The 25,879-nt window shown below is 53.3% G+C and carries 27 protein-coding genes; 1 reads left to right on the forward strand and 26 read right to left on the reverse strand.

The window, feature by feature from the left end; translation table 11 throughout:
• Window positions 1-430 precede the first annotated feature (430 nt).
• From der to QKW35_RS04765, 17 genes are all read right to left on the reverse strand, one after another.
• A complete protein-coding gene (der, locus tag QKW35_RS04685; RefSeq protein WP_282351095.1) occupies window positions 431-1,864 on the reverse strand; it encodes a ribosome biogenesis GTPase Der in 1,434 nt (477 codons plus the stop codon).
• A 90-nt stretch (window positions 1,865-1,954) separates the two neighbouring features.
• Window positions 1,955-3,106, reverse strand: coding sequence for an outer membrane protein assembly factor BamB (gene bamB / locus QKW35_RS04690; RefSeq protein WP_282351096.1), 1,152 nt, complete (start codon window positions 3,104-3,106; stop codon window positions 1,955-1,957).
• Window positions 3,107-3,766 carry a YfgM family protein gene (locus QKW35_RS04695; protein ID WP_282351097.1) on the reverse strand — a complete coding sequence of 220 codons (660 nt, stop codon included), beginning with the start codon at window positions 3,764-3,766 and terminating at the stop codon, window positions 3,107-3,109. It abuts the gene before it with no gap.
• Between the two features lie 27 nt (window positions 3,767-3,793).
• Window positions 3,794-5,059: a histidine--tRNA ligase gene (gene hisS, locus QKW35_RS04700; RefSeq protein WP_425607988.1), complete on the reverse strand. Its 1,266-nt coding sequence runs from the start codon at window positions 5,057-5,059 to the stop codon at window positions 3,794-3,796.
• Between the two features lie 30 nt (window positions 5,060-5,089).
• Window positions 5,090-6,163, reverse strand: coding sequence for a RodZ domain-containing protein (locus QKW35_RS04705; RefSeq protein WP_282351098.1), 1,074 nt, complete (start codon window positions 6,161-6,163; stop codon window positions 5,090-5,092).
• Window positions 6,160-6,927 (reverse strand): type IV pilus biogenesis/stability protein PilW, encoded by a 768-nt coding sequence (gene pilW, locus QKW35_RS04710; protein ID WP_282351100.1) that lies wholly within the window; start codon window positions 6,925-6,927, stop codon window positions 6,160-6,162. Before pilW ends, QKW35_RS04705 begins: the two co-directional genes overlap by 4 nt.
• 14 nt (window positions 6,928-6,941) lie before the next feature.
• On the reverse strand, window positions 6,942-8,075 hold the full coding sequence (rlmN, locus tag QKW35_RS04715; protein WP_282351102.1) for a dual-specificity RNA methyltransferase RlmN: 1,134 nt from the start codon (window positions 8,073-8,075) through the stop codon (window positions 6,942-6,944).
• A 68-nt stretch (window positions 8,076-8,143) separates the two neighbouring features.
• Window positions 8,144-8,551 carry a nucleoside-diphosphate kinase gene (gene ndk / locus QKW35_RS04720; protein WP_282351104.1) on the reverse strand — a complete coding sequence of 136 codons (408 nt, stop codon included), beginning with the start codon at window positions 8,549-8,551 and terminating at the stop codon, window positions 8,144-8,146.
• Window positions 8,552-8,678: 127 nt separating this feature from the next.
• Entirely contained in the window at window positions 8,679-8,879 is a 201-nt protein-coding gene (iscX, locus tag QKW35_RS04725; protein WP_282351105.1) for a Fe-S cluster assembly protein IscX, read from the reverse strand.
• Between the two features lie 11 nt (window positions 8,880-8,890).
• Window positions 8,891-9,229 (reverse strand): ISC system 2Fe-2S type ferredoxin, encoded by a 339-nt coding sequence (fdx, locus tag QKW35_RS04730; protein ID WP_282351106.1) that lies wholly within the window; start codon window positions 9,227-9,229, stop codon window positions 8,891-8,893.
• Window positions 9,229-11,112: a Fe-S protein assembly chaperone HscA gene (gene hscA, locus QKW35_RS04735; protein ID WP_282351107.1), complete on the reverse strand. Its 1,884-nt coding sequence runs from the start codon at window positions 11,110-11,112 to the stop codon at window positions 9,229-9,231. Before hscA ends, fdx begins: the two co-directional genes overlap by 1 nt.
• A 9-nt stretch (window positions 11,113-11,121) precedes the next feature.
• Complete coding sequence (gene hscB, locus QKW35_RS04740; protein ID WP_282351109.1) at window positions 11,122-11,649, reverse strand: Fe-S protein assembly co-chaperone HscB; 528 nt, start codon at window positions 11,647-11,649, stop codon at window positions 11,122-11,124.
• A gap of 18 nt (window positions 11,650-11,667) precedes the next feature.
• Window positions 11,668-11,991 (reverse strand): iron-sulfur cluster assembly protein IscA, encoded by a 324-nt coding sequence (iscA, locus tag QKW35_RS04745; RefSeq protein WP_282351110.1) that lies wholly within the window; start codon window positions 11,989-11,991, stop codon window positions 11,668-11,670.
• A gap of 49 nt (window positions 11,992-12,040) precedes the next feature.
• Window positions 12,041-12,427, reverse strand: coding sequence for a Fe-S cluster assembly scaffold IscU (gene iscU / locus QKW35_RS04750; RefSeq protein ID WP_282351111.1), 387 nt, complete (start codon window positions 12,425-12,427; stop codon window positions 12,041-12,043).
• A 32-nt stretch (window positions 12,428-12,459) separates the two neighbouring features.
• Entirely contained in the window at window positions 12,460-13,674 is a 1,215-nt protein-coding gene (locus QKW35_RS04755; protein ID WP_282351112.1) for an IscS subfamily cysteine desulfurase, read from the reverse strand.
• A gap of 23 nt (window positions 13,675-13,697) precedes the next feature.
• Entirely contained in the window at window positions 13,698-14,198 is a 501-nt protein-coding gene (gene iscR, locus QKW35_RS04760) for a Fe-S cluster assembly transcriptional regulator IscR (protein ID WP_282351113.1), read from the reverse strand.
• 154 nt (window positions 14,199-14,352) lie between these two features.
• The gene (locus QKW35_RS04765) at window positions 14,353-15,105 is read right to left on the reverse strand and encodes an RNA methyltransferase (protein WP_282351114.1); all 753 of its coding nucleotides are present in this window, start codon (window positions 15,103-15,105) and stop codon (window positions 14,353-14,355) included.
• 133 nt (window positions 15,106-15,238) lie between these two features.
• Between QKW35_RS04765 and QKW35_RS04770 the strand changes: the two genes are divergently transcribed.
• Window positions 15,239-16,051 (forward strand): inositol monophosphatase family protein, encoded by an 813-nt coding sequence (locus QKW35_RS04770; RefSeq protein WP_282351115.1) that lies wholly within the window; start codon window positions 15,239-15,241, stop codon window positions 16,049-16,051.
• A 153-nt stretch (window positions 16,052-16,204) separates the two neighbouring features.
• Here QKW35_RS04770 and QKW35_RS04775 read toward each other — a convergent pair whose 3' ends face one another.
• The 9 genes from QKW35_RS04775 to mutL all read right to left on the reverse strand — a co-directional run bounded on the left by QKW35_RS04775 (window position 16,205) and on the right by mutL (window position 25,879).
• A complete protein-coding gene (locus tag QKW35_RS04775; RefSeq protein WP_282351116.1) occupies window positions 16,205-17,500 on the reverse strand; it encodes an adenylosuccinate synthase in 1,296 nt (431 codons plus the stop codon).
• A gap of 38 nt (window positions 17,501-17,538) precedes the next feature.
• Window positions 17,539-18,714 carry an ATP phosphoribosyltransferase regulatory subunit gene (locus QKW35_RS04780; protein ID WP_282351118.1) on the reverse strand — a complete coding sequence of 392 codons (1,176 nt, stop codon included), beginning with the start codon at window positions 18,712-18,714 and terminating at the stop codon, window positions 17,539-17,541.
• Between the two features lie 27 nt (window positions 18,715-18,741).
• Window positions 18,742-18,939, reverse strand: coding sequence for a DUF2065 domain-containing protein (locus tag QKW35_RS04785; protein ID WP_282351119.1), 198 nt, complete (start codon window positions 18,937-18,939; stop codon window positions 18,742-18,744).
• Between the two features lie 171 nt (window positions 18,940-19,110).
• A complete protein-coding gene (hflC, locus tag QKW35_RS04790; RefSeq protein WP_282351120.1) occupies window positions 19,111-19,995 on the reverse strand; it encodes a protease modulator HflC in 885 nt (294 codons plus the stop codon).
• Window positions 19,995-21,218 (reverse strand): FtsH protease activity modulator HflK, encoded by a 1,224-nt coding sequence (gene hflK, locus QKW35_RS04795; RefSeq protein WP_282351121.1) that lies wholly within the window; start codon window positions 21,216-21,218, stop codon window positions 19,995-19,997. Before hflK ends, hflC begins: the two co-directional genes overlap by 1 nt.
• Window positions 21,219-21,356: 138 nt before the next feature.
• A complete protein-coding gene (gene hflX / locus QKW35_RS04800) occupies window positions 21,357-22,658 on the reverse strand; it encodes a ribosome rescue GTPase HflX (protein WP_282351122.1) in 1,302 nt (433 codons plus the stop codon).
• Between the two features lie 8 nt (window positions 22,659-22,666).
• Entirely contained in the window at window positions 22,667-22,909 is a 243-nt protein-coding gene (gene hfq, locus QKW35_RS04805) for an RNA chaperone Hfq (protein WP_193954365.1), read from the reverse strand.
• Between the two features lie 117 nt (window positions 22,910-23,026).
• Window positions 23,027-23,932 carry a tRNA (adenosine(37)-N6)-dimethylallyltransferase MiaA gene (miaA, locus tag QKW35_RS04810; RefSeq protein ID WP_282351468.1) on the reverse strand — a complete coding sequence of 302 codons (906 nt, stop codon included), beginning with the start codon at window positions 23,930-23,932 and terminating at the stop codon, window positions 23,027-23,029.
• 33 nt (window positions 23,933-23,965) lie between these two features.
• Window positions 23,966-25,879, reverse strand: coding sequence for a DNA mismatch repair endonuclease MutL (gene mutL / locus QKW35_RS04815; protein ID WP_282351124.1), 1,914 nt, complete (start codon window positions 25,877-25,879; stop codon window positions 23,966-23,968).

Here is a 25,879-nt window from a genome sequence, read left to right on the forward strand (position 1 = left end):
GCGCATATTTTACTTCGCACCGTGTCGTTGTCAACCGTTTATTTGCAAGTTTTTCAAAAGTTTTTGAAGCTTGCCGGTGACGCCGACGGCTTAAAGGCCTTGTGCTAATTCACTATGTAAATCAGCGGCTTATTTAAGCCTCTCTGCCTGAGTGACTGAGCCGTTGAAGGCTGTTCTCTCAAGCGAGGAGGCGCATTCTACAGACCTCAGTTTGAGCGTCAACAGCCTTTTGAAAAAAACTTCAAAAAAGTGAAAAAACACGTGTTTTTGTACAAAAAACACACAACACAGATCATTAATCAACCAACCCAGTATGCTCAATATAAAAAAAGGCCGTTTCCTCTCCCATACCTGTCGGCAATAAGAAAGAAAACAGCCCTTTTATATATCTACCGATTAGTCAGCAGATTAGAAAGCCATGAGAAAGAAATCATCTCTTCTTCTGAGATTTCTTCTTCGCTCTTTTCTTAACTTCCTGAATGTGCCGAGACTGACGTTCTTTCTTCGCCTGCTGACGCGGTGTCAGTATGTTGCGCTTACCTTCAAATGGGTTACCCCCGGTACGGAATTCAAAGCGTACAGGTGTACCCTTGATCTTCAATACCGTGGTGAACTTGTTTTCCAGGTATCGCTTGTAAGATCCCGGCAACGCATCGGTCTGGTTACCGTGCACGATAATGATAGGCGGGTTGGATCCCCCCTGGTGCGCATAACGCAGCTTGATACGACGACCGGATACCATCGGCGGCTGATGATCTGCAACCATATCCTCCAGTAAACGGGTCAGCATGCTGGTTGACCACTTCTCCATGGCACTGTCGTATGCTTCATCAATGGAGCCATACATATCACCCACACCACTGCCGTGCAGGGCGGAGATAAAGTGCATGCGAGCGAAGCTAGTGAACTCCAGCTTGCGACGGATCTGTTCACGTACGCGCTCTTTCTGCTCGTGATCCATACCGTCCCACTTGTTCAGCGCGATCACCAAGGCACGACCGGTATCCATCACAAAGCTGAGCATGCTCAGATCCTGGTCAGTTACACCTTCACGGGCATCGATTACCAGCACAACAACGTTGGCGTCACGAACTGCCTGCAGTGTCTTAACGATAGAGAACTTCTCTACCGCTTCCTTGATATTCTTACGGCGGCGTACACCAGCAGTGTCGATCAGTGTGTAGGCTTCACCATCACGCTCGTACGGGATATAGACACTATCACGGGTGGTACCGGCTTTGTCATACACCACAACACGGTCTTCACCCAACATACGGTTAACCAGCGTGGATTTACCCACATTAGGACGACCTACGACAGCAATACGCTTACTCTTGTCGATCGCTTCTGCCAACGCCTCATCCACTTCAACCTCAGGCACCAGCTGCAGTACGTACTCGACCAGCGCAGCGACACCACGACCGTGAGCTGCTGCGATAGGGGTTGGTGCCCCCAGACCGAGGCCGTGGAATTCACTCATTGCAACATCAGGATCAACGCCGTCAGTCTTGTTTACAACGAGGAAGCATTCCTTCTCCTTGCGACGCAGGTAATCAGCCAGGCGCTCATCATCCGGGTTCAGGCCCGCACGACCATCCACCAGAAACAGGACAATATCGGCTTCATCAACCGCCTGCAGCGACTGCTTGGCCATTTCATAGTCGATACCTTTTTCATCCCCGGTAATACCGCCGGTATCTACGACGATGTAGTCCTTTTCACCCATGCGACCTTCACCGTATTTACGATCGCGGGTTAACCCAGGCAGGTCAGCCACAAGCGCGTCACGGCTCTTGGTCAGACGGTTAAAAAGTGTAGATTTGCCGACATTCGGTCGGCCAACGAGTGCAATAACGGGAAGCATCAACTCACTCCTGCAAGGTGGCAGGTCAAAAATAAAACGGCGACTACCCGCAGTATGCCGGTAGCCGCCCTATCGTATTACGGGTGTAACTTATTTCAGTTTCAGTGCAACAAGGCGGCCACTGTCACCCAGTACGTACAAAACATTATCTGCAACAATCATGTCACCGCGAACGCCCTGGCTATCAACCTGGTGACGCGCCACAAAGTGGCCATCCACCTGGGACATAAAGTGTAGGTAACCTTCGGCATCCGCTACAGCAACAGTTGTACCCAGAGTTACCGGCGATGTAATCGCACGGTTTTCAAGCGCATCCTGACGCCAGATGCTGGCGCTACTGGACTGGTCAAACGCCTGAATAAAGTCATTGGACTCGCTCACGTACACGTTGCCAAAACCGGCCGCCAGACCACGGTAGCTGGATACGTTTTGAGACCAGAGAATCTGCGCCTGACGCGGATCGATCGCCACCAGACGTCCCTGATAACTGGTCACAAACAGACGGCCATCAGCCAGCAGCGGCCGACCGTCAATGTCGACCATACGCTCCAGCTCAGAACGACCTTGTGGCAGGGCTGCTTTACGCTCCCAGATCACACGGCCTTTCTCGTTATCCACCGCCACAATTTTACCGCTGGCAAAACCGGCTACCGTCACGTTCTGTGTCACGATTGGCGAACTGGTGCCACGCAGGGTCAGACGCGGAACCAGGTTATCGTAGGTCCATTGACGCTCACCGGTTACACGATCAAATGCCTCCAGACGACCGTTGATCAGCTGAGCAACCACCAGGTTCTGGTTAATCTGCGGCGCAGCCACCACTTCGGTACTGACTTTAGCACGCCACTGGATGGCACCATCTTTGTCGCTCAGTGCAATCAGCTCACCGCTTTCAGCAGCAACAGCTACTGTACCGAAGCCGGCGCCCACGCCACCACTCGCGGTGATATCCAGTTCAACATCCCAGCTGCGCTTACCATCCGCGCGAGAAAACGCCTGTACACGGCCTTTGCTGTCGTTGGCAAAAACCTGATCACCCCAGATTGCTGGCTGGAACTGGTGATATTTCTCCCCCAGATCTGCACCGACATCCGCACTCCAGAGTACATCGACGGATTTTTCAGCCTCAAAGGACACCAGTGGATTTGGCTCAATCTCTTCTTCGCTATCACCCCAAAAACCACATCCTGAGATCATCAGCGCCAGCGTGGTAGCAGCAACACCGCGTACGAGCATTTTCATTTACTTATCCTCTACCGCCAGGTCGTCCAGTTTGATGTTCAGCAGTGGGCGAGCACCACTCTGCTGAGCGGCAGCCTGAGCTGCTTCATAAGCAGCACGCGCAGCGCCCCTGTCACCTTTGGCCAGCAACAGATCGCCTTTCAACTCTTCAACACTCGCTTTGAAATTGCCGGCATTCAGTGCTGAAATCAGCTTCAGGGCCGCATCACGATCACCTTTTTCAGCCAGCAAGCGCGCTTTACGCATTGTCGCGATAACCTTCATTTCCTGAGTCGGCTGGTTAGCCAATACCCAGTCAATCTCAGCTAAGGCGTTATCATAATCTTTGCTCTCAACAGCAACACGCGCTAACACCAGAGACGCAAATTTCGCGTAGGAGGAGTCGCTGTACTCGTCTTTCAGTTGACCTGCCAGGTGCTTGGCGGTCGCCAGCTGATCCTGATCTTGCTGCGGCCCGATACCAGCGACCACCGCATCCACCATGTTCTGATACAATACGGATGCATTTTCCGCCTCGATCGCCTGACGCTCCTGCCAGCCTCTCCAACCAACAACGATTGCAACAGCAAGACCTACACCCAAAATCAGTGATTTACCGTTTTCCTTCCACCACTGTTTGAATGCCTGAATCTGTTCTTCTTCAGTACGTATCTCTGACACGTTGTACTCCTGTTATCCTTTAATCTATCAGGCGTTCCAGACGGCTTTGATGGCGTCAGCCAGATCAGCCTGTGCAATATCAAAACGAGGCTCTTCGCCCTGCCACAAGGTAGCCACAAGGCCGTTATCAGACGGCTTGACCAATGCAATCAGTGGCGCACCGGTCTGACGGGCTTTGGACCCGATGTTTTTCAAGCCTGCACAGTGTACGCGTACACGCAGCCCCGGCAAAGCGTCGCGCAATTGTTCAGCCAACCCGATCACTTCACCCTGCAGGCCTTTGAATTCAGCCGCTAGGTACAGATCGAACGGGAAACGCACATCAGCAGGCACGGCCTCAAGGGTTTCCAGCAACAGAATCAGACGCTCCACGCCCATGGCAAAACCCACAGCGGGTGTTGGACGACCACCCAGCTGTTTTACCAGACCATCGTATCGACCACCGGCACACACGGTACCCTGAGCACCCAGCTTATCAGTCACCCATTCAAAAACGGTTTTGCAGTAGTAGTCCAGACCACGTACCAGACGCGGATTGATCTCGTACTTCACACCCGCTGCATCCAGCATGTTGCACAGATCTGCAAAATGGGTACGGGACTCTTCGTCCAGATAGTCGCTCAGGGTCGGCGCGTCATCAAGCAAGGCCTGGGTATCGGCATCCTTACTGTCGAGGATACGCAGCGGGTTGGATTCCAGGCGGCGCAGGCTGTCTTCATCCAGCTGCTCTTTACGCGCTTCCAGATACTCCACCAACGCCGCGCGGTATTCCGCACGCGCTTCATTGGACCCCAGCGAGTTCAGCTGAAGGGTAACCGCGTCCAGAATACCCAGCTGCTTCCACAGGCGGGCACTCAGCATGATCACTTCAGCATCGATATCGGCAGACGCCATCCCAAAGGTTTCCACACCAATCTGGTGGAACTGACGGTAGCGGCCTTTCTGCGGTTTCTCGTAACGGAACATCGGACCGGTGTACCACAGTCGCTGGGTCTGGTTGAAGAGCAGACCATGCTCTTCACCTGCACGTACGCAGCTAGCTGTACCTTCAGGGCGCAGTGTAAGACTCTCGCCGTTGCGGTCTTCAAAGGTATACATCTCTTTCTCAACGATATCGGTCACTTCACCGATAGAGCGCTTGAAGAGATCGGTCTGTTCAACGATCGGCATACGAATCTCACTGTAGCCGTATGCACCCAGAACAGACTTAACGGTGTTTTCCAGGTACTGCCAAACCGGTGTCTGGTCAGGCAGAATATCGTTCATTCCACGAATGGCTTTAATCTTGGCCAACTCAAAAATCCTACTGCTGTTTACAGATAATTACTCGACAACCGGCAGCGTCACACGCAGTACATTACCGCGTCCACTCTTCTCCAACGTCACCGCGTCATTGTTATAGGTCATGCTGTCTACGGCAGAAAGCGCCCCCAGCGTTACCTTCATAGGCGCTTTGCCGCGAACATCCACACCATGCGACGGACTGCGGACACTCGCCACTAACAAGCGACCGCTGCCGTCACGCACTTCTACCCAGCAATCGGCATTCAATACAACTTTCAGATGCCCCTCGCCTGCGACCACCGGTGCTGTTTCTTCATTGCCGGCTTCGGCGGCTTCAGCCGCAACAGGCGTTTTGACATTTACATCGTCAGTAACCTGTTCTGTGACGACCTGACCACCGGCAGGCTCCCCTTCCGCAACCGGACTTTCTACTTCAGAAGCGGCAGTGTCGAATGCCGTCCCCTCTAGAACCGTCGCCTCTTCAGCTGTTGCTACTGCCTCAGATGCAGAAACAAGGGACAACTGGACTGCTTCAGCCGGACTATCTTCCACAACCACAGCATTCTCAGCGTTCGAAGCTTCCGACTCAGATGAAACCACTGAAGCTTCAGCCGCCATTGGTTCGGGCGCTGAGTCATCTGCTGGCAGATTCATTTGCGCAATTGGCGCAGCCTCTGCAGGCCCAACCTGTTGCTGGGTCCACCAAAAGCCTGCAGCCGCGATACCTGCAACCAGAGAGGTAATAACCAACCATTTAAGAGCGCCACCTTTCGACTTCGCAGATACTGTACCGGCACTACTTACTGTTTTCAGTGGTTTGCTAGCAGCTTTGCTCGCACCACCTGTTAGGCGCTCATAATCTTCAACCGCCTTATTTTCATCCAACCCAATATGACGTGCGTACGCACGCAGATACCCCAATGCAAATACGCGACCCGGCAATGCATCCAGCCGCCCTTCTTCTATTGCCTCGATATGCGCCGCACTGAAGTTCAGTGCATGGGCCACATCCTGAGCCCTCAGTCCTCTGGCTTCACGTGCAGCAGCAAACTCCGCCCCCGGGAACACTTCTTGTACAACTTCTTCCTGGTCTAGCTGGGTTTGACTACTCACCGTGCGGACTCCTCATACAACTTGTACTCTGGAGAATCTGGAAACAGATTCTTCAACAATAGGGCGTAGGTCGCAGCCTGCGACGTATGCCCCCGCTCTCGGGCTATACGGATCCCTACCCAGAGACTCTTAGCGTAGTGCTCTACGCGCCGGCGTTCGACCAGGTCGGAAAACCGTTCAAAGTAGATTTCGGCGTTACCTACCTGCCCTGCTTGCAACTCAAGTTCAGCCAGCTCAATCATTGAGATCACACGATTCGGGCTGATCTGCAACGCACGTTCGAAAGCATGCTTGGCAGCAGCGGATTGACTCAGGTGGCTGTAACAGCGTCCCAGGTTTTCAAAAGCCTGAGAACGGCGGTTGTAAAAAGGATCCTGGGTTGCCTGCGCCAGTTCTTCGCAGGCCTCTTTATAGCGCTGCGCGGCGAACAGGAATGCTCCCAGGTTGTTGTGGATCATCGCGGATTGCGGCGCCAGACGGGTCGCTTTACGGAAATATTGCTCAGCCAGTTCCGGCTCACCTTCCAGCTGGAACGCCAGCGCCAGACCGTTATGCGCTTCGGCATCGCCCGGTGCGATCGCCAAAGATTTCTGGAAGGAGTTTTTAGCCCCCTGGAGATCACCTGCCTGCAGGTACTCGATCCCCAAACGGGTGTAGGCGGTATTGGCTGCTTCGCCTCCCTCTACACCACGACGCGTATTCTCGGCGGCGCAACCACCGAGCACCAGCAACGCCAGTAACAGTGTAAATCGAAGGACGTTCACCCAAAGGCTCCTATTTAAGGTTTACTCATCTCCTGCGGAGAAACCTCTTGTACCACAGGAATATACTTTTGACTACGACGGGTACGGTCTGCCACCTGCCCGACCAACTGGCCACAAGCTGCATCCACATCATCACCGCGCGTCTTACGGACGGTGGTCAGGACACCGGCGTTCAGCATGATCTGTTTGAACGCCAGGATGGCACTTTCACTAGGACGCTTATAATCCGAGTTAGGGAACGGATTGAACGGAATCAGATTCAGTTTGGACGGCAGGCGACGCAGCAGTTTAACCAACTCACGCGCATGCTCTGGCTGATCGTTCACACCCGCGATCAGAGTGTACTCAACGGTTGCAACGCGCTTATCGTTCAGGCTCTGCAAATATCGATTACAAGAATCGATCAGCTCATTAATTGGGTAGCGACGATTGATCGGAACCAACTGATCACGCAATTCGTCGTTTGGTGCATGCAAAGATACCGCCAGCGACACGTCACTGACTTTTGCCAGTTTATCCAACGCAGGCACAACACCGGCAGTGGACAGGGTTACGCGACGCTTGGAAAGACCGTATGCATTGTCTTCCATCATCAGCTCGGTCGCATCAACCACGTTGTCGAAGTTCATCAACGGCTCACCCATGCCCATCAGTACCACATTGGTCACACGGCGATCACCGGATGGATCAAACGGACCAAAGGAGCGGATAGCGACACGCACCTGACCGATGATCTCAGCAGCAGACAGGTTACGGTTGAACCCCTGCTTGCCGGTAGAACAGAAGCTGCAGTCCAGGGAACAACCGATCTGCGACGATACACACAGGGTCGCACGGCCATTTTCCGGGATCAGTACAGTTTCGACACAGGAACCGCCATCGGTACGGATGACCCACTTACGGGTACCGTCCTTGGAGATGTTTTCCAACACCACCTCAGGATCACGGACCTCTGCCATTTCACTGAGTTTTGCACGCAACGCCTTAGAGATGTTGGTCATCTCGTCGAAGTTAGTTGCACCAAGCTGATGAATCCATTTCAGCACCTGGGTCGCACGAAAACGCTTCTCTCCGATCTCTTCGAAGAAATCTTCAAGCTTAGACGGTGACAGGCCAAGCAAATTTACTTTGGCAGTAGATTCAGTCATAGAACTCAAAACTCAGATTAGGTAATAAAGCGATGACCGCTCCGCAAAACGGAGCGGTCGGACAGCAATTACTTGCCGAAGAAGTAAGCGATTTCGCGCTCTGCAGAAGCAGGAGAGTCGGAACCGTGTACAGCGTTCGCGTCGATAGACTCAGCGAAGTCACGACGGATAGTACCTTCAGCCGCTTCCTGTGGGTTAGTTGCACCCATCAGATCACGGTTTGCAGCGATAGCGTTTTCACCTTCCAGAACCTGCACAACAACAGGACCAGACGTCATGAAAGCAACCAGATCAGCGAAGAAAGGACGCTCTTTGTGCTCAGCGTAGAAACCTTCAGCTTCAGCCTGAGACAGCTGTTTCATCTGCATTTCTACCAGTTTCAGACCAGCTTCTTCGAAGCGAGTTTCGATCTGACCAATTACGTTTTTAGCTACTGCGTCCGGCTTGATGATGGACAGAGTACGTTCGATTGCCATTGTTTCTTAATCCCCGAAAATATTAAGGACATACCAAAATTCAAACGCGCAATTATACGCGAGGTTCATTGCAGTGAACAGCGTCACGCAACGTAAAAAAGCCCGGAATACACCGGGCTTTCAGCAATTAATCCTGCTCTTCGATCCAGGCAGCCTGAATGGCTTCAAGAATCTTTTCGCCACAACGATTAGGGTCATCATCAAACCCTTCCAGCCCCATCACTTTTTCGTACAGATCAGGGAAGCTGACGGTCATTGGGTCCTGGTCCGGATACTGTTCGCACAGCTCGATCGCAATGTCGATCACATCTACCCATTTAAGACTCATATCAAACCCCTTTAGTGTCGCTCGGACACCTGATTGATAGTGTATTTAGGGATCTCTACCACCAGATCCTCATCGGCCACAACCGCCTGGCAACTTAGACGTGATTCCGGCTCCAACCCCCAGGCCTTGTCCAACATATCGTCTTCCAACTCGTCGGACTCCTCCAACGAGTCAAAGCCCTCCCGCACGATCACATGACAGGTCGTACACGCACAGGATTTCTCGCAGGCATGTTCAATGTGGATACCGTTCTGAAGTGCTGCATCACAGATTGTGATACCCGGCTCTACATTGATTACCTCACCGTCCGGGCACAGGTCTTCATTGGGCAGAAAGATAATCTGCGGCATTACTTCTTCTCCTCAATCTCATCAATCGTGTGCCCTTGCAGGGCTTGCTGGATACCATGATCCATACGACGTGATGCAAAGAAATCACTTTCATTAGACAGCACTACGATCCCTTTTTCGATCGCATCTGCGTCGTCACCGTTGCGCAGCGCTACCAGTTGAGCCATTTCACTCAGCAACATATCGCGCTCTTCTGCTGTCAGCAGCTCATTACCATCGGCTTCAATCGCCTGTTCCAGCGCTACCAGAAGACGATCCGCTTCCACCTGCTGCTCACGCAGGCGACGTTTTTCCAAGTCTTCCTGAGCCAAGCTAAACGATTCCTGCAGCATCTGAGCAATTTCACCATCACTCAGACCATAAGAAGGCTTCACCTGAATACTGCTTTCTACGCCTGTGGACAGCTCTTTTGCCGAAACACTCAACAGACCGTCTGCATCCACCTGGAAAGTCACGCGGATCTTCGCCGCTCCAGCCGCCATCGGCGGAATACCGCGCAGAACAAAACGCGCCAGAGAACGACAATCATCAACCAGTTCTCGCTCGCCCTGCAGCACATGAATAACCATCGCCGTCTGACCATCCTGATAGGTAGTGAACTCCTGCGCTCGTCCTACCGGGATCGCCGTATTGCGGTGAACCAGCTTTTCGACCAGACCACCCATGGTTTCCAAGCCCAGCGACAGCGGAATTACATCCAGCAGAAGCATATCGCTGTCTGGCTTGTTGCCCGCCAGAACATCCGCCTGGATAGCCGCTCCGATCGCCACAACGCGATCCGGATCAATATCGATATGCGGTTCGCGACCAAAGAACTCAGAGACTTTTTCACGCACCAGCGGTACTCGGGTGGAACCACCCACCATCACCACGTTCTGGACTTCAGCAACATCTACGCCGGAATCCTTCAGAGTACGTTTGCAGGCACGCAGGGTGCGCGCAACCAGCTTATCGATCAGCGCATTAAACTGATCGCGGCTTACCGTCAGCTCACCCCTGGCATCACCGTGTGCAACTGAGACTGAGACAGTATCACTGGCGGTCAGCGCTTCTTTAACTTCACGCGCTTTCTCTGTGAGGTAACGCGCCAGACCGGATCCCAGCGTATCGGTATCAATGCCCAGCTCGGACGCAACCCAGGTCGCCAGCGCCAAGTCAAAATCATCGCCACCCAACGCACTGTCACCACCGGTCGCCAGTACCTCAAAAACACCTTTATTCAGGCGCAGAATCGAGATATCAAAAGTACCGCCGCCGAGATCGTATACGGCGATTACACCTTCCGCTTTCTGATCCAGCCCATACGCCACCGCCGCTGCAGTTGGCTCATTCAGCAGACGCAACACCTTAATATTTGCCAGCGTCGCGGCATCTTTGGTCGCCTGACGCTGCGCATCATCAAAGTACGCCGGCACCGTAATCACCGCACCAACCAACTCGCCACCCAGGGACTCCTCGGCACGCGCGGTCAGCACACTCAAGATATCAGCCGACACCTGAACCGGGCTTTTCTCACCCGCCACCGTCGATATGTACGGCATGCTGTTTTCACCGGCAACAAAATGGTACGGCGCCTCACTACCCAGCGCACGCACATCTTCAACGCCACGCCCCATCAGGCGCTTAACCGATACAATGGTGTTATATGGATCTTCCGCCGCTTTCTCTCGCGCCAGCAACCCTACATCTTTACGCCCACAATTCAGGTAACGCACCACAGACGGCAGGATATGCTGACCGTTTGTATCAGGCAGGGTTACCGCCTCGCCGCTTTTAACGGTTGCAACCAGTGAGTTGGTGGTTCCCAGGTCAATACCCACCGCAAGCTTGTGCTGATGGGGAGCGGCACTCTGGCCGGGTTCTGCGATCTGTAACAGCGCCATATTTTTTGCTCAGTCGTCCAAGTGGTCTTCGAGATTCTCGATCTCAACCGACAGCTTCTCTAAAAACTGCATTTTACGTACCGTAGCAACCGCCTGATCATAAGACTGCGCGGCGTATTGCGCGTCAAAATCTGAGCGCAACTGCTTCAGTATAGAGTCAACCTCGTCGGAGAGCTCTTCCAGAGCCTCAAACGGATCAGCCTGATCCGGCACCTCTTCCAGTTGCTCGCGCAACTCCATCTGATGCATCAGAAACATAGGATCGATTGCCACCGAACTTTCACCGGTAGTATCAAATCCCTGCAACTTGAGAAGGTACTGCGCACGCGACATGGGCGCCTTGAGCGTGGCCACAGCCTCATTGAGATAAGCCGTATACTGCTCAGACATCCGACGCTCACGGTCAGACAGATGGGCATGACGATCCGGGTGTAGCGCTTTTTGCAGCTCCAGATAGCGGGCTGACAGCTGACTCAGATCGACATGGAAGGAAACCGGCAGGGCAAACAGCTCAAAAAAGTTCTTACTAATGTCCATTACTCTGCCCGGCAAGGGTTAAACGTTGAAACTTTCGCCGCAACCACACTCGCTGCTTACGTTCGGGTTGTTGAACTTGAAACCTTCGTTCAACCCCTCTTTGACGAAATCCAACTCGGTACCATCCAGGTACAGCAGACTCTTAGGATCAATGACGACACGCACGCCCTGGGACTCGAACACCTCATCTTCAGGCTGTTTCTCATCCACGAATTCCAGCACATAAGCCATACCGGAACAGCCAGATGTACGCACACCCAGACGAATTCCGAAGCCGTGTCCACGTTTTTCAAGATAACGCGCTACGTGCTGAACCGCAGCATCGCTCATTGTGATTGCCATAAGTACTATATCCCGCCGCCACTGCCATCGGCAGCAGCGGCTTCATCAATTACTTCTTGTCTTGCTTTTCTTTGTAATCCGCTACTGCCGCTTTAATGGCATCTTCTGCCAGTACGGAGCAGTGAATTTTAACCGGCGGCAATGCCAGCTCTTCTGCAATAGAAGTGTTCTTCAGCTGCTCAGCTTCATCCAGCGTCATACCCTTAACCCACTCGGTTACCAGGGAGCTGGAAGCGATAGCAGAGCCACAACCGTAGGTCTTAAACTTGGCGTCTTCAATAACACCTTCGTCACTAACCTTGATCTGCAGACGCATAACGTCACCACAAGCTGGCGCACCCACCATGCCGGTGCCTACGTTATCGTCCTTGTCATTCATTTTGCCCACATTACGAGGGTTTTCGTAATGATCGATTACCTGATCACTGTAAGCCATTGTCTGACCTCCTGAATTCTCTGCCTCTCAGATTAGTGGTGAACCCACTCTACCTTGCTGAGATCTACACCATCTTTATACATATCCCACAGCGGAGACAGCTCACGCAGTTTACCAACTGCTTCACGGACCTGGGCAACCGCACGGTCGATATCTTCTTCAGTGGTAAAACGACCGAAGGAGAAACGGATGGAACTGTGCGCCAGCTCATCGTTCAACCCTAGTGCACGCAGCACATAGGACGGCTCCAGACTCGCAGAAGTACATGCAGAACCGGAAGATACTGCCAAGTCCTTGATGGACATCAGCAGTGATTCACCTTCAACGAAGGCAAAACTTACATTCAGGTTCTGAACCACACGCTGCTCTTTGGAACCGTTTACAAACACTTCTTCCATATCAGCGATGCCATCCAGGAAGCGGTCGCGCAAAGCCTTAGCGCGCTCGGCTTCAACAGCCATCTCTTCCTTAGCGATACGGAATGCTTCCCCCATACCCACGATCTGGTGAGTAGGCAGTGTACCGGAGCGCATGCCACGCTCGTGACCACCACCGTGCATCTGCGCTTCCAGACGTACACGCGGCTTACGGCGGACATACAGCGCACCAATACCTTTAGGACCATAAATTTTGTGACCCGAGAAAGACATCAGGTCAACTTTCATGCTGGCCATATCGATATCAATTTTACCTGCGCTCTGCGCTGCATCCACATGGAAGATGATGCCCTTGGAGCGGGTCAGCTCGCCAATCGCCTGAATATCGGTGATGGTGCCTATTTCGTTATTCACGTGCATCAGGGAGACAAGAATGGTGTCTTCTCGGATTGCATCGGCAACCATCTGCGGCTCGATCAGGCCATCGCTATTCGGATCAAGGTAAGTCACCTCAAAACCTTCACGCTCCAGCTGACGGCAAGTATCCAGCACCGCTTTATGTTCGATTTTAGAGGTAATGATGTGCTTGCCCTTCTTCTGATAGAAGTGTGCAGCACCTTTGATTGCCAGGTTGTCGGATTCGGTTGCACCGGAGGTCCAGACAATCTCACGCGGATCTGCATTGATCAGATCAGCTACCTGACGGCGAGCATTCTCCACCGCTTCTTCTGCTTTCCAGCCAAACGCGTGGGAACGGGATGCCGGGTTGCCAAAGTTGCCATCCAGCGTCAGACACTCGCACATTTTCTCAGCAACACGCGGGTCAACCGGCGTCGTTGCTGAGTAATCCAGATAAATCAGCTTGTTCATTCTTGCTCTCCGAGCCTTCCCCTCTAAACTACCGCCTCGCCTGCTGCTGCAGGATTGGAGTCGGAGCCTACAATAATATTGGTTAGCTGAAGGCGATCCTGCCGCTCAGCTACATCTTTAACGTCTTTGCGCGCCACCAGACTGGCGAGAGTAATGTCACTCAGAAAATTGTGAATCTGGGTACTGAGATCGCACCACAGATGATGGGTCAGGCAAACCTCTCCACCCTGACAATTTCCGGTATGACTACAGCCGGTCGCGTCTACAGACTCGTTGACAGCGTCAATAACTTCTGCCACGTTGATTCCGGCAGGTTCTCGGTTCAGTTGATAACCGCCACCAGGACCACGCACGCTGCGCACCAATTCGTTGCGACGCAGCTTTGCAAATAACTGTTCAAGGTAGGACAGTGAGATACCCTGCCTCTCAGAAATATCAGCAAGACTGATCGGTCCTTTACCTTCGTGTAAAGCCAGATCCAGCATTGCAGTTACGGCATAACGCCCTTTTGTCGTCAATCGCATAATCGTCTTCCGTCGCAACATTTGGCGAGTGTGAGCAGATTATGCAATACCCGACCAATTCAATCAACTATTATCTTGACTAATTTTGTCGGATATTCCAAGCCTCAAAGGGGCATTATTTTAACACGTTTCTACAATGGCGTGACAGGGCACATCAGCGACCGCTTTTTGCCAGTTTGCGTTGCATTGCCTTAAGCACCCCACGCAACACATTGACCTCGACTTTATCGGGCACGGCACGCATAAACAGACGTCTCATACGAGGCATCAGCTGACGCGGGTTCTCCGGATCGAGGAATTCGATATCAACCAGCGTTTCCTCCAGATGCGCAAACATACGCTCCAGCTCTTCATGATCCGCCAGCTCGATATCCCAATCCGTACCCCAGCTTGGGCGATCACTCCCCACGCTCTCCTGCTTCTCCATCGCCAATTGCTCCATGCGCAACTCATAGGCAATGACCTGCACTGCCGCCGCCACGTTCAGCGAGCTGAAGTTTTCCACCGACGGAATATTCACATGGTGATGACAGAGCTGCAGCTCTTCATTGGTCAACCCACGATCTTCGCGACCAAACACAATAGCCGCTTTCTGAGGAGCTGGTACCACGATAGACGCCATCTCACGGGGATTCACCAAGGGCCATGGAATGTGGCGCTCACGCGCACTGGTACCTACGACTAACTGGCAATCCGCAAGCGCTTCCTGCAGATTTGACACTACCGTCACATTCGCCAGAATATCCAACGCACCGGATGCACGTGCATCAGCCACCTCGCTTGGAAATTCCTTTGGCTCTACAAGACAGAGGTCACTCAACCCCATATTTTTCATCGCCCGGGCAACGCCACCGATGTTTCCCGGATGGGTGGTATTAACCAGAACTATACGTACCTTTTCCAACATATCTCTAACCGACCGGACAATCTAAAGCGCATTATTTTAGCAGAGAGTAAATCAGCTGTTCAGCCGCTCGCCAAGCTCGGTTATAATTCCTCTTTTCCGCTCCCTAACAGTTAGTTTGTAGGTTCTAAAACGCATGCAACCCATGGTTAATATCGCCCTGCGCGCAGCTCGCATCGCAGGTGAACAGATCGCACGCTCCGCTGAACGTCTCGATTTGATCAAATCTGAAGATAATGATGTCGCTAAATTCCTCAGCGATACCTGCAAACAGGCTGAATCAACTATCGTAACAACGATCCAGAAAGCCTACCCAAGCCATAAGGTAGTCTGCGAGCATTCCGGAACACACGAGCCTCTGAAAGAGGGTCCGGCGTTCGTCTGGCACGTTAATCCAATCGATAGCCTGTCGAACTTCGCGAACGGCTTGCCGGTTTTTGCCCTGAGCATTGCTGGTTACCAGAACGACCGTATTGAGCACGCTGTTATTCTGAACCCACTGATTGGCGAAGAATTCACCGCCAGCCGCGGCAACGGCGCACAGCTTAACGGCAAGCGCCTGCGTGTCAGCAACCGCAAATCGCTCGACGGCGCCCTGATCGGCTCCGGCTTTTTCAACCGAAGCAGCGACCGTGCATACTTTGGCGCGCACCAGGAGATGGTGAAAAACGTAACCATGGCGGGCAGTTCCATCTACAACGGTGGCTCTGCTGCACTGAATCTGGCATACACCGCGGCCGGTCGTCTGGATGGTTTTTTCCAGCTAGGCCTGCACGAGGGCGAGATTGAAGCAGGCGCACTGCTGCTGCAGGAAGCCGGCGGTCTGGTAGCAGATTGCTTTGGCACCAACAAATTCCGTGAAAACGGAAATCTGGTTGCAGGCAATCCGAAGATGTTTAAAGCCATGCTGCAGAGCGTACGTCCGGCACTGACGCCTGACATGCAGTAAGCAACACATCCGCACATAAAAAAACCGGCTCCAGAGCCGGTTTTTTTATGCCAAGAGAACGGCGCAGATAAAATGTTATCCACAATCCGCTTCTGCCAGACACAAAAAAGCCCGGCATGACACCAGGCTTTTTACAGACCGCGTTACGACGACTTATGCGTCGTACGGGTTACGCAGTACGATCGTTTCTACACGGTCAGGACCGGTAGAGATGATATCGATCGGTGCTTCAATCAGAACTTCCAGGCGCTTGATGTAATCGCGCGCTTCCTGCGGCAGTTCTTCCAGGGTTTTAGCCCCCACGGTAGAACCTTCCCAACCTTTCATCTCTTCGTACACCGGAGTCACAGCTTCGTAGTCTTCGCTGCCAGTCAGGGTAGATACCATATTGCCCTGTGCATCCTGGTAACCGGTACAGATCTTGATGGTTTCCAGACCGTCCAGTACGTCCAGCTTGGTCAGACAGATACCGGAGATGGAGTTCACCTGAATCGCATGCTTCAGCGCAACTGCATCGAACCAGCCGCAACGACGAGCACGACCCGTGGTAGAACCGAACTCGTGACCACGCTCGGCCAGACGGGTACCTACTTCACAATCCAGCTCAGTCGGGAACGGGCCGCCACCTACACGCGTGGTGTACGCCTTGGTAATACCCAGGATGTAATCCAGGTACAGAGGGCCAAAACCACTACCGGTAGACGTACCGCCTGCAGTTGTATTGGAAGAGGTTACGTATGGGTAGGTACCGTGGTCGATGTCCAGCAGGGAACCCTGCGCACCTTCGAACATGATGCTCTCGCCCGCTTTACGCAGGTCGTGCAGCATCGCGGTAACATCAGCAACCATCGGACGCAGCTGCTCACCCATTTCCAGCGCTTCTTTCAGAACTGCATCGTAATCAACGGTATCCGCCTTGTAGAAGTGCTCCAGCTGGAAGTTGTGGTATTCCATCACTTCCTTCAGCTTCGCAGCAAAACGCTCGGTGTCCATCAGGTCACCCAGACGCAGGCCACGACGTGCTACTTTATCTTCGTACGCAGGACCGATACCACGACCGGTAGTACCGATCTTGGAGTTACCACGCGCTTTTTCACGCGCTTGGTCCAACGCTACGTGGTAAGGCAGAATCAGAGGACAAGCAGGGCTCAGACGCAGACGCTCACGAACAGGAACGTTCGCTTCTTCCAGACCACGAATCTCTTTCAGCAGTGCTTCCGGTGACAGCACGACGCCGTTACCGATCAAACAAGTTACGTTCTCACGCAAAATACCGGACGGGATCAGATGCAGTACAGTCTTCTCCCCATTGATAACCAGTGTGTGACCAGCATTGTGCCCGCCCTGGAAGCGCGCTACAGCAGCAGCCTGATCAGTCAGCAGATCTACGATCTTGCCTTTACCTTCATCACCCCACTGGGTACCCAGAACAACGACGTTTCTACCCATTGTTGCCTTCTTGAGATTAGTCATTAATCGAAACGAGGTTACAGACCTTTAACGGTCCACTCACCATTTTCCAGCACCAGCTCGGCGCTGCTATTAGCTGGCTGATCATCACCAGACAGCGTCTGAATCACCCGCACGCCCTGCGCACGCAATTCATTGATTTTGTACAGCAGCGCCACATCCTCACCCGCCGGTGCAACCACCACAGAGGCCTTGTCACGCTGAGAAGCCGCCAGATCAACCAGCGTCTTCAGATCCGCACTAAAACCGGTCGCCGGACGCGCGCGCCCGAAATCCTGACCGATGTCGTCATAACGCCCACCTTTCGCCAGCGCCTGACCGTATGCAGGCGTATACGCTGCAAATACGATACCTGTGTGGTAGTTGTAACCACGCAGTTCACTCAGATCGAAGTAAAGATCCAGATCCGGGAAGCGTTTCGCCACCCGCGCTGCCAGCTGTTCCAGATAGTCGATACCGTCCAGCACCATTTGCGGTGCATCGGCAAACAGCGCCTTAGCGCGCGCCAACACTTCGATACCGCCATGCAGACGCGGCAGTTCAGCCAGACGGTCCAGCAGTCGCGCATCGACATCCAGCGCGTTCAGGAAACGCTCCAGTTCAGGCAGTGCTTTACGCTGTAGCATGCTCTGATATTCAGCCTGTTCCGCACTGCTAAGACCCGCATCTTCCATCAAACCACGGAAAATACCCACGTGCCCCAAATCCAGGCTCAGTTCGCTATCTGCACCTGCGGTCTGCAGAGTTTCGATCATCAGCGCGATGACTTCCACGTCACTGTCGAGACCCGCATGCCCAAACAGCTCGGCACCAATCTGCAGCGGGTTACGGGAAGCCAGTGGCTGAGTAGAGCGTGCGTGGAGCACGGAGCTGCAGTAACAAAGACGGCTTGCCCCTTCATTACGCATACGGTGCGCATCGATGCGGGCAACCTGTGGAGTGATATCAGCACGGATACCCAGGGTATGACCGCTCAACTGATCAGTCAGCTTAAAGGTATTGAGGTCCAACTCACCACCAACACCGGTCAGTAGCGCGTCCAGATGCTCCATCAAAGGCGGCATCACCAGGTCGTAACCCCAACTATCAAACAGATCCAGCAAACGGCGACGCATCGCCTCGATCTGGCTCGCTTCCGGCGGAAGGATATCTTTTACACCTTCCGGCAAGAGCCAACGATCTGCCAACGCCATGCAGTACTCCACAGATTTAAATCGAATTTAGTTGATCAAATAAAGGATCAGGGCACCCAGCACCATACTCGCCAGACCCATGATCCGCAGGGTTCGGTTATCCACAAGCGACAACTGCTGTACCAAGTTACGCCACCGTTGCGGATAGAGAAACGGGATAATTCCCTCAAGCACCAACATCATGCAAAAACCGATTGCCAGATGGTGTAGAAACTCCGATGACATAGGCAGTCCGCCGAATTCGAAACCCCACTAACACAAAAAAACCGGGCAAAACCCGGTTGACGTATAGTACCACGTAATCGCGACTATTGGAGTCCCGATTGAGTGTTTTTTGTTAAGAAGCCTGCGAGTTGCTCGATTGGCTGACACCCGCAGACCTCTTTACCGCTAGCCTTACTGTGCAGCGGCTGGCGCAGCCGGTTCACTCAGGTACTTAAAGAAGTCACTGTCAGGCTTCAGCACCATCATATCACCGCTACCTTTAAAGGATTCGCGGTAAGCCTGCAGGCTACGGTGGAAGGAGTAGAACTCTGGGTTACGCTGATACGCTTCTGCATACACGCTTGCTGCAGTCGCATCACCTTCACCTCGAATCAGCTCAGACTCACGGTACGCTTCCGCTTTAACAACCGTTTTCTGACGATCCGCATCCGCACGGATACCTTCCGCCAATTCCTTACCACGTGCACGCAGTTCACGCGCTTCACGTTCACGCTCGGTGCGCATACGCTCGTAAACAGAGTCGGATACCGCTGGCGGCAGATCAATACGCTTCACACGCACATCTACTATTTTGATACCAAACTCATTTTCAGCAATTGCACTCAAGTTTTCAGTCAGCTCTTTCATCAACTGCTCACGCTCACCGGATACCACTTCAGTTACGGTACGCTCACCAAACTGGTTACGCAGGCCGGTATCAACACGGTCAGACAACAGTTTCGCCGCGCGGAACTCATCGCCGGAGGTCGCAGTGTAGAATTTTTCTACATTGTCAATCTTCCACTTTACGAAGGAATCCACTTCCAGACTCTTCTTCTCCAGGGTCAGGTAGGACTGTGGCGCCGCATCCAGGGTCAGAACTCGACCGTCAAACAGACGCACATTGTTCATAATCGGTACACGGAAGTGTAGGCCCGGTTCAAGATCGGCGTTTACCACCTCACCAAACTTCAGCATCACACCGCGCTGTGTTTCTTTAACGATAAATACAGAGCTATAGCCAATGAACACCGCAAGTATTACGACGATCAGGGCAAACATAGATGAAGGTTTCATTAACGGCCCTCCCTGCGAGTATTCAGTTGACGTTGACGAAGCTGATTAATTACCTGGTCGGTTACTTCACGCAGACTTTCGCTATCCAGACGTACCGGACGGTTTGCGTCGATGCGCGGCATGGATGCAGCACCGGAGGACTGGCTCAGCTTATCCAGTGGCAGGTACATCATGTTGTTACTGCCTTCCACATCAACCAGCACTTTCGGGCTTTTTGCCAATACTGATTCCATGGTGGACAAGTACAAACGCTCCCGGGTCACTTCAGGCGCTTTTTCATACTCCTCCAGCAGCGCTGCGAAACGCTGAGATTCACCCTCTGCCTTGGCGATCACCTCTTCACGGTACGCATTAGCTTCTTCCAGCATACGCTGGGCCTGACCACGTGCTTCAGGAATAATACCGTTGGCATAAGCTTCCGCCTCGTTCCTAACACGCACCTCATCCTCACGCGCACGAATCACGTCGTTAAACGCATCCTGCACCTGGCTTGGCGCTTTCGCCTCTTTCACGTTGACCTTGGAGATCTGCAGACCGGTCTGATAATCATCCATGTAGCCCTGCAAGCGCTCCTGCACCTGAACAGAGAGCAACTCACGGCCCTGGGTCAGGATGGAGTGCATGTCAGTGGAACCCACTACGTGGCGCAGAGCAGACTCCGCCGCATGAGACAAACTTGCCTCAGGATCACGTACACTCAACTGGAAGCTTTTCGGATCGGCAATAACGTATTGAACCGCCATATCCACATCAACGATGTTCTCGTCCTTGGTCAGCATCAGTGCTCGGTGCGTACGGGTACGAACCTGAGTCACGTTCACTTTCTGAACTTCATCAATCAGCGGTGGGTTCCAACGCAAACCCGGACCAACCGTGTCAGAGTACTTACCCAGACGCAGCACGACACCACGCTCCTGCTGGTCGACGGTATAGAATCCCATACCGGCCCACAGCAGGGCTGCCAATACAGCCAGAATGATAAAGAAACCGGAACCGGATGCAGAACCAGAACCAGAGCCGCCGCCGTTACCGCCGAAACCTCCGCTGTTTGGCTTTTTACCGGAACCACCAAAAATACTGTTCAGGCGATCTTGAAGCTTTCGCAGAGCCTCATCCAGATCAGGCGGACCCTGATCGCCGCCACCATTTCCGCCGCGGTTATTGCCACCACCGCCCCAAGGATCATTATTATTGCCGTTACCACCCGGCTCATTCCAAGCCATTATGTGTCTCCGTTCCAAAAGCTTGATTCGCTGAGGAAATTTTAGGTAGCCCCATATTACTGTGCAAGCATCATTTGCATTTATCGACAACTATCGACCATTTGCCAAATACCCACAGCACAGGTTCTACCCTACCATTTAATGATGGACCTCTACTGAACAATAGCGTTCAGCCGGAATATCCAACCGACTTAAAAGTTGAAGCAGATCTTTTTTCTGCAACCGGATTTCCAGTTGCATATGTCCATGATCATCGTAGGACTCGTTCAGCACCGCTCCCTGTTCATACAGTCTGGCACGCAAACTGCCATCCCGTGGAGAAAGACTGATCGTTTCATGGAATACGTCATCGGCAAGCAATTCGTTCACTGCTTGCAACAAAAGTTCTGTACCCGCGCCCGTCTGAGCCGACACCCACACCCTTACCGGACGCCCCTCATCGTCCCGATCGATACGCGGCGCCTGACCTTCAAGCAGATCAAGCTTGTTATATACCTGCAACTGCGGGATTTCATTCGCACCGATCTCTCGCAGTACGTTATCAACCTCTCGCATGTTGTCGTGCCGCTCATCGTCAAAACAGTCGATCACGTGCAACAGCAAGGTTGCTTCCGTAGTCTCCTGCAGGGTAGCGCGGAATGATTCCACAAGTTTGTGCGGCAGATGGCGGATAAAACCTACGGTATCCGCAAGAATCGTAGGACCGGCATCTTCCAGTTCAACACGGCGCAGGGTCGGATCAAGCGTTGCGAACAACTGGTCAGCCGCGTAGATGTTGGACTTGGTGATCTGATTGAACAGCGTCGACTTACCGGCGTTGGTATAGCCCACCAGCGACACAGTTGGGATCTCAGATCGCTGACGGGAACGACGCCCTTGGTCACGCTGTTTACGCACCTTCTCCAAACGCTTGTGGATACTTTTGATGCGCGCACGCAACATGCGGCGGTCACTCTCCAGCTGGGTTTCACCCGGACCACGCAGACCGATACCACCTTTCTGTCGTTCCAGGTGGGTCCAGCCTCGTACCAAGCGGGTCGACATATGCTCCAGCTGCGCCAGCTCAACCTGCAACTTACCCTCATGGGTACGCGCACGTTGCGCAAAGATATCCAGAATCAGCCCCGTACGATCTAGCACACGACATTTGATCTCGCGCTCGATGTTTCGTTCCTGGGCAGGACTCAGGGCATGGTTGAAGATGACGAGCTCAGCACCGTGCATATTCACCAGGGAGCGCAGCTCCTCCAGTTTACCGGCACCGATAAAGAATTTAGGACTGGGTTGGGCTCGAGACCCCGTCAAGAATTCGACGGGGTCAGCACCTGCAGATAGCGCAAGCTCTTCGAGCTCTCGGGGACTTTCCTGATCAGCCTCGTCGGCCAGATCAACATGTACTAATATGGCGAGTTCGCCAGATTCGGGACGCTCGAAGAACAATTACGACCTCAGCTGGCAGACTTAGGCTCTTCCGCAGGTGGCAGCTTAACTGGACGCGCCGGTACTACGGTTGAAATAGCATGTTTGTATACCATCTGGCTGACAGTGTTCTTCAGCAGAATGACAAACTGGTCAAATGATTCGATCTGACCCTGCAACTTGATACCATTTACCAAGAAAATGGATACAGGCACCCTTTCCTTACGCAGAGCGTTCAAATAAGGGTCTTGTAAAGATTGCCCTTTTGACATTACAAACTCCTTCCTGAAAAAATTTTCGTTATATATTTGTTTATAATTTTTTATGACTGTACTACAAAACACCTGCATTTTAGACCACAGGCACATTTTTTAGCAGCCAGCCTGTCATTATATAATGACCGAGTTAACCAATTTCAAGGCTTTATCCGTAATATCTCGATCATTTGTATCCAACCAGTTCAGATTTTCCCAACTTCGTAGCCAGGTAATCTGTCTTTTAGCCAATTGGCGGGTTGCCACAATCCCTTTGTAACGCATAGTGTCGTAATCCCATTGTCCAGAGAAGTACTCCCACATCTGGCGATAACCAACACAACGAACCGAAGGCATCGATAGCTTCAGGTCGCCACGTTCCCACAGGGCACGCACCTCTGCTTCGAAACCCTGCTCCAGCATGATATCGAAGCGCTGTTCGATACGTTCATGCAACACAGCGCGCTCGGGCGGCATCACTGAAAGCGAAATCACCGGGCTATCCAGCTTTTGTGCCTGCTGCTCGGCCCAGAGTTCAGTCATCGAGCGACCGGTAATCTCGTAGACCTCCAATGCACGCTGTAACCGCTGGGAATCATTCGGATTCAGACGTTGCGCGGCTTCCGGATCCACCTCAGACAGACGGGCATGGATCGCTGCCCAGCCCTTTTCCGCTGCTTCATCCTCAATCCGTTTGCGAACGACAGGATCTGCCTCCGGCAAGTTGGCCAGCCCGTTCAGTAGAGCATGGAAATAAAGCATAGTTCCGCCGGTCAGCAACGGAATTTTTCCCGCTTTGTGAATCCGTTCGATCTCGGCCAGTGCATCACTGCGAAAATCCGCCGCGGAGTATGCGTCCACCGGGTCACGCAAGTCGATCAGCCGGTGCGGGTAACGGGCCAGCATCTCTGCATCCGGCTTGGCGGTACCGATATTCATATCCCGATAGATCATGGCCGAATCCACGCTGACAATCTCACACGGCAAACGGTCGTAGAGCTCCATTGCCAGCGCGGTTTTACCGGACGCGGTCGGCCCCATCAGAAAAACTATCGGGAGTTGGGTACTGCTCACTTACTGACCTCGCATAAAGAGCTTGTCCAGATCAGCCATGTTCAGCTGAGTCCAGGTTGGGCGGCCGTGGTTACACTGGCCACTGCGTTCTGTCATCTCCATATCCCGCAGCAATGCATTCATCTCAGGAACGGTTAGTTGACGGTTTGCGCGTACGGCGCCATGGCAGGCCATCGTCGCCAACAGCTCGTTGATATGGTTTTCGATTCGGTTGCTGACACCGTACACCAGCATGTCGGCCAATACATCCCGCACCAGCTGTTCGACATTGCCCTTCGCCAGAGAGACCGGCACTTGACGGATCACCAGAGTTTCCTCCCCCATCCGTGCCAGCTCAAAGCCCAGGCGCTTGAAAACTTCTTGCTGCTCATCCGCACAATCCGCCTCGCGCTGACTCACGGCCATGCTCAGCGGCACCAACAACGGCTGACTGCGCACCACCTCTGTTTCGTAGGCTTTTTTCATGCGTTCATAAACGATGCGTTCGTGCGCCGCATGCATATCCACGATCACCATACCCTGCGCGTTTTGCGCGAGGATATAGATACCGTGCATCTGCGCCACGGCATACCCCAGCGGCGGGCACTGCTCATCGTTGGTCTCTGGCATCACCTGCGCCGATACCGCTGTGTTACTCAATGGCTGCGCAACGGGGCCAGACGCTTCAACATTCGGGGATACCGCCGACGCAATAACCTCTGCATGCTGCCCGGCATCCGGATGCAGAGAGGCATAACGCCCTATCTGGTCGGCAACACCTCCGGCTGTTGGGCGCGGGGAGCTATTAAAAGAGATCCGCCCCTGCTCAAAGGTCATCGGTGCTGATTGCGAACTGTCCGGCACCTGACCGGCCGGGCTACTCAAATTACCAGCCGGGGTCGACTGCGCGGCAACCTGCTCATCGGGCCGTGCATCGGCAATCACCCGGTGAATGGTGCGGAACAGGAAGTCATGCACCAGACGGCTTTCACGGAAACGCACTTCGTGCTTGGTCGGATGTACGTTCACATCCACCAGCGCCGGATCCAGCTCCAGATACAGCACATACGCCGGATGACGACCATGGTAGAGCACATCCTGATACGCCTGACGCACCGCATGGGACACTACCTTATCGCGAATAATACGCCCATTCACAAAGAAGTACTGCAGGTCGGCCTGGCTGCGGGAAAAGGTTGGCATGCCGATCCAACCCCACAGGCGTAACCCGGACGCAGCGGCTTCCATATCCACCTTCATGGCGTTATCCACAAAGGCTGACCCACACACAGACGCGATACGGCGTTCCCGCTCGATCTCGCTGGCCGCCTGGCGTAGCTGATGGATCACCTTGCCGTTGTGGCGCAACTGGAAACCCACGTCAAAACGGGCCAACGCCTGGCGCTTGACCACCTCTTCCAGGTGTTTAAATTCGGTCTTTTCTGTTTTCAGGAACTTACGGCGTGCCGGTGTATTGAAGAACAGGTCGCGCATCTCCACCGTTGTGCCTTCCGGATGCGCCGCCGGAGCCAACACCGAATCCATCTCACGCCCTTCGGTCTGCACCTGCCACGCAGCATCGCCTCCCGCCTGACGGGAGGTCAGGGTCAAACGTGACACGGAGCTGATACTCGCCAACGCCTCACCGCGGAAGCCCAGTGTTGAAACCGCTTCGAGATCTTCCAGCTCGTAGATTTTGGATGTGGCATGACGGCTCAACGCCAACGGCAGATCGTCCTTGGCGATACCACCGCCATTATCACGGATACGGATCAGCTTAACGCCGCCCTGTTCAATCTCCAGATCGACCTTATCTGCGCCGGAATCGATGCTGTTTTCCAGCAACTCTTTAACAACGGATGCGGGACGTTCAACAACCTCACCCGCCGCGATCTGGTTGGCCAGCCGCGGCGAGAGCAGATGGATTCGTTTCAT

Source organism: Pontibacterium granulatum (assembly GCF_029961155.1).
GTDB classification, from domain to species: domain Bacteria; phylum Pseudomonadota; class Gammaproteobacteria; order Pseudomonadales; family Balneatricaceae; genus Pontibacterium; species Pontibacterium granulatum.

What these genes read in the sequence shown, in the direction of transcription:
- der (WP_282351095.1), bottom strand. Translation starts at nt 1,864, where the DNA reads ATGCTTCCCGTTATTGCACTCGTTGGCCGACCGAATGTCGGCAAATCT.
- bamB (WP_282351096.1), bottom strand. Translation starts at nt 3,106, where the DNA reads ATGAAAATGCTCGTACGCGGTGTTGCTGCTACCACGCTGGCGCTGATG.
- rlmN (WP_282351102.1), bottom strand. Translation starts at nt 8,075, where the DNA reads ATGACTGAATCTACTGCCAAAGTAAATTTGCTTGGCCTGTCACCGTCT.
- ndk (WP_282351104.1), bottom strand. Translation starts at nt 8,551, where the DNA reads ATGGCAATCGAACGTACTCTGTCCATCATCAAGCCGGACGCAGTAGCT.
- iscX (WP_282351105.1), bottom strand. Translation starts at nt 8,879, where the DNA reads ATGAGTCTTAAATGGGTAGATGTGATCGACATTGCGATCGAGCTGTGC.
- fdx (WP_282351106.1), bottom strand. Translation starts at nt 9,229, where the DNA reads ATGCCGCAGATTATCTTTCTGCCCAATGAAGACCTGTGCCCGGACGGT.
- hscA (WP_282351107.1), bottom strand. Translation starts at nt 11,112, where the DNA reads ATGGCGCTGTTACAGATCGCAGAACCCGGCCAGAGTGCCGCTCCCCAT.
- hscB (WP_282351109.1), bottom strand. Translation starts at nt 11,649, where the DNA reads ATGGACATTAGTAAGAACTTTTTTGAGCTGTTTGCCCTGCCGGTTTCC.
- iscA (WP_282351110.1), bottom strand. Translation starts at nt 11,991, where the DNA reads ATGGCAATCACAATGAGCGATGCTGCGGTTCAGCACGTAGCGCGTTAT.
- iscU (WP_282351111.1), bottom strand. Translation starts at nt 12,427, where the DNA reads ATGGCTTACAGTGATCAGGTAATCGATCATTACGAAAACCCTCGTAAT.
- QKW35_RS04755 (WP_282351112.1), bottom strand. Translation starts at nt 13,674, where the DNA reads ATGAACAAGCTGATTTATCTGGATTACTCAGCAACGACGCCGGTTGAC.
- iscR (WP_282351113.1), bottom strand. Translation starts at nt 14,198, where the DNA reads ATGCGATTGACGACAAAAGGGCGTTATGCCGTAACTGCAATGCTGGAT.
- QKW35_RS04765 (WP_282351114.1), bottom strand. Translation starts at nt 15,105, where the DNA reads ATGTTGGAAAAGGTACGTATAGTTCTGGTTAATACCACCCATCCGGGA.
- QKW35_RS04770 (WP_282351115.1), top strand. Translation starts at nt 15,239, where the DNA reads ATGCAACCCATGGTTAATATCGCCCTGCGCGCAGCTCGCATCGCAGGT.
- QKW35_RS04775 (WP_282351116.1), bottom strand. Translation starts at nt 17,500, where the DNA reads ATGGGTAGAAACGTCGTTGTTCTGGGTACCCAGTGGGGTGATGAAGGT.
- QKW35_RS04780 (WP_282351118.1), bottom strand. Translation starts at nt 18,714, where the DNA reads ATGGCGTTGGCAGATCGTTGGCTCTTGCCGGAAGGTGTAAAAGATATC.
- QKW35_RS04785 (WP_282351119.1), bottom strand. Translation starts at nt 18,939, where the DNA reads ATGTCATCGGAGTTTCTACACCATCTGGCAATCGGTTTTTGCATGATG.
- hflC (WP_282351120.1), bottom strand. Translation starts at nt 19,995, where the DNA reads ATGAAACCTTCATCTATGTTTGCCCTGATCGTCGTAATACTTGCGGTG.
- hflK (WP_282351121.1), bottom strand. Translation starts at nt 21,218, where the DNA reads ATGGCTTGGAATGAGCCGGGTGGTAACGGCAATAATAATGATCCTTGG.
- hfq (WP_193954365.1), bottom strand. Translation starts at nt 22,909, where the DNA reads ATGTCAAAAGGGCAATCTTTACAAGACCCTTATTTGAACGCTCTGCGT.
- miaA (WP_282351468.1), bottom strand. Translation starts at nt 23,932, where the DNA reads ATGGGGCCGACCGCGTCCGGTAAAACCGCGCTGGCAATGGAGCTCTAC.
- mutL (WP_282351124.1), bottom strand. Translation starts at nt 25,879, where the DNA reads ATGAAACGAATCCATCTGCTCTCGCCGCGGCTGGCCAACCAGATCGCG.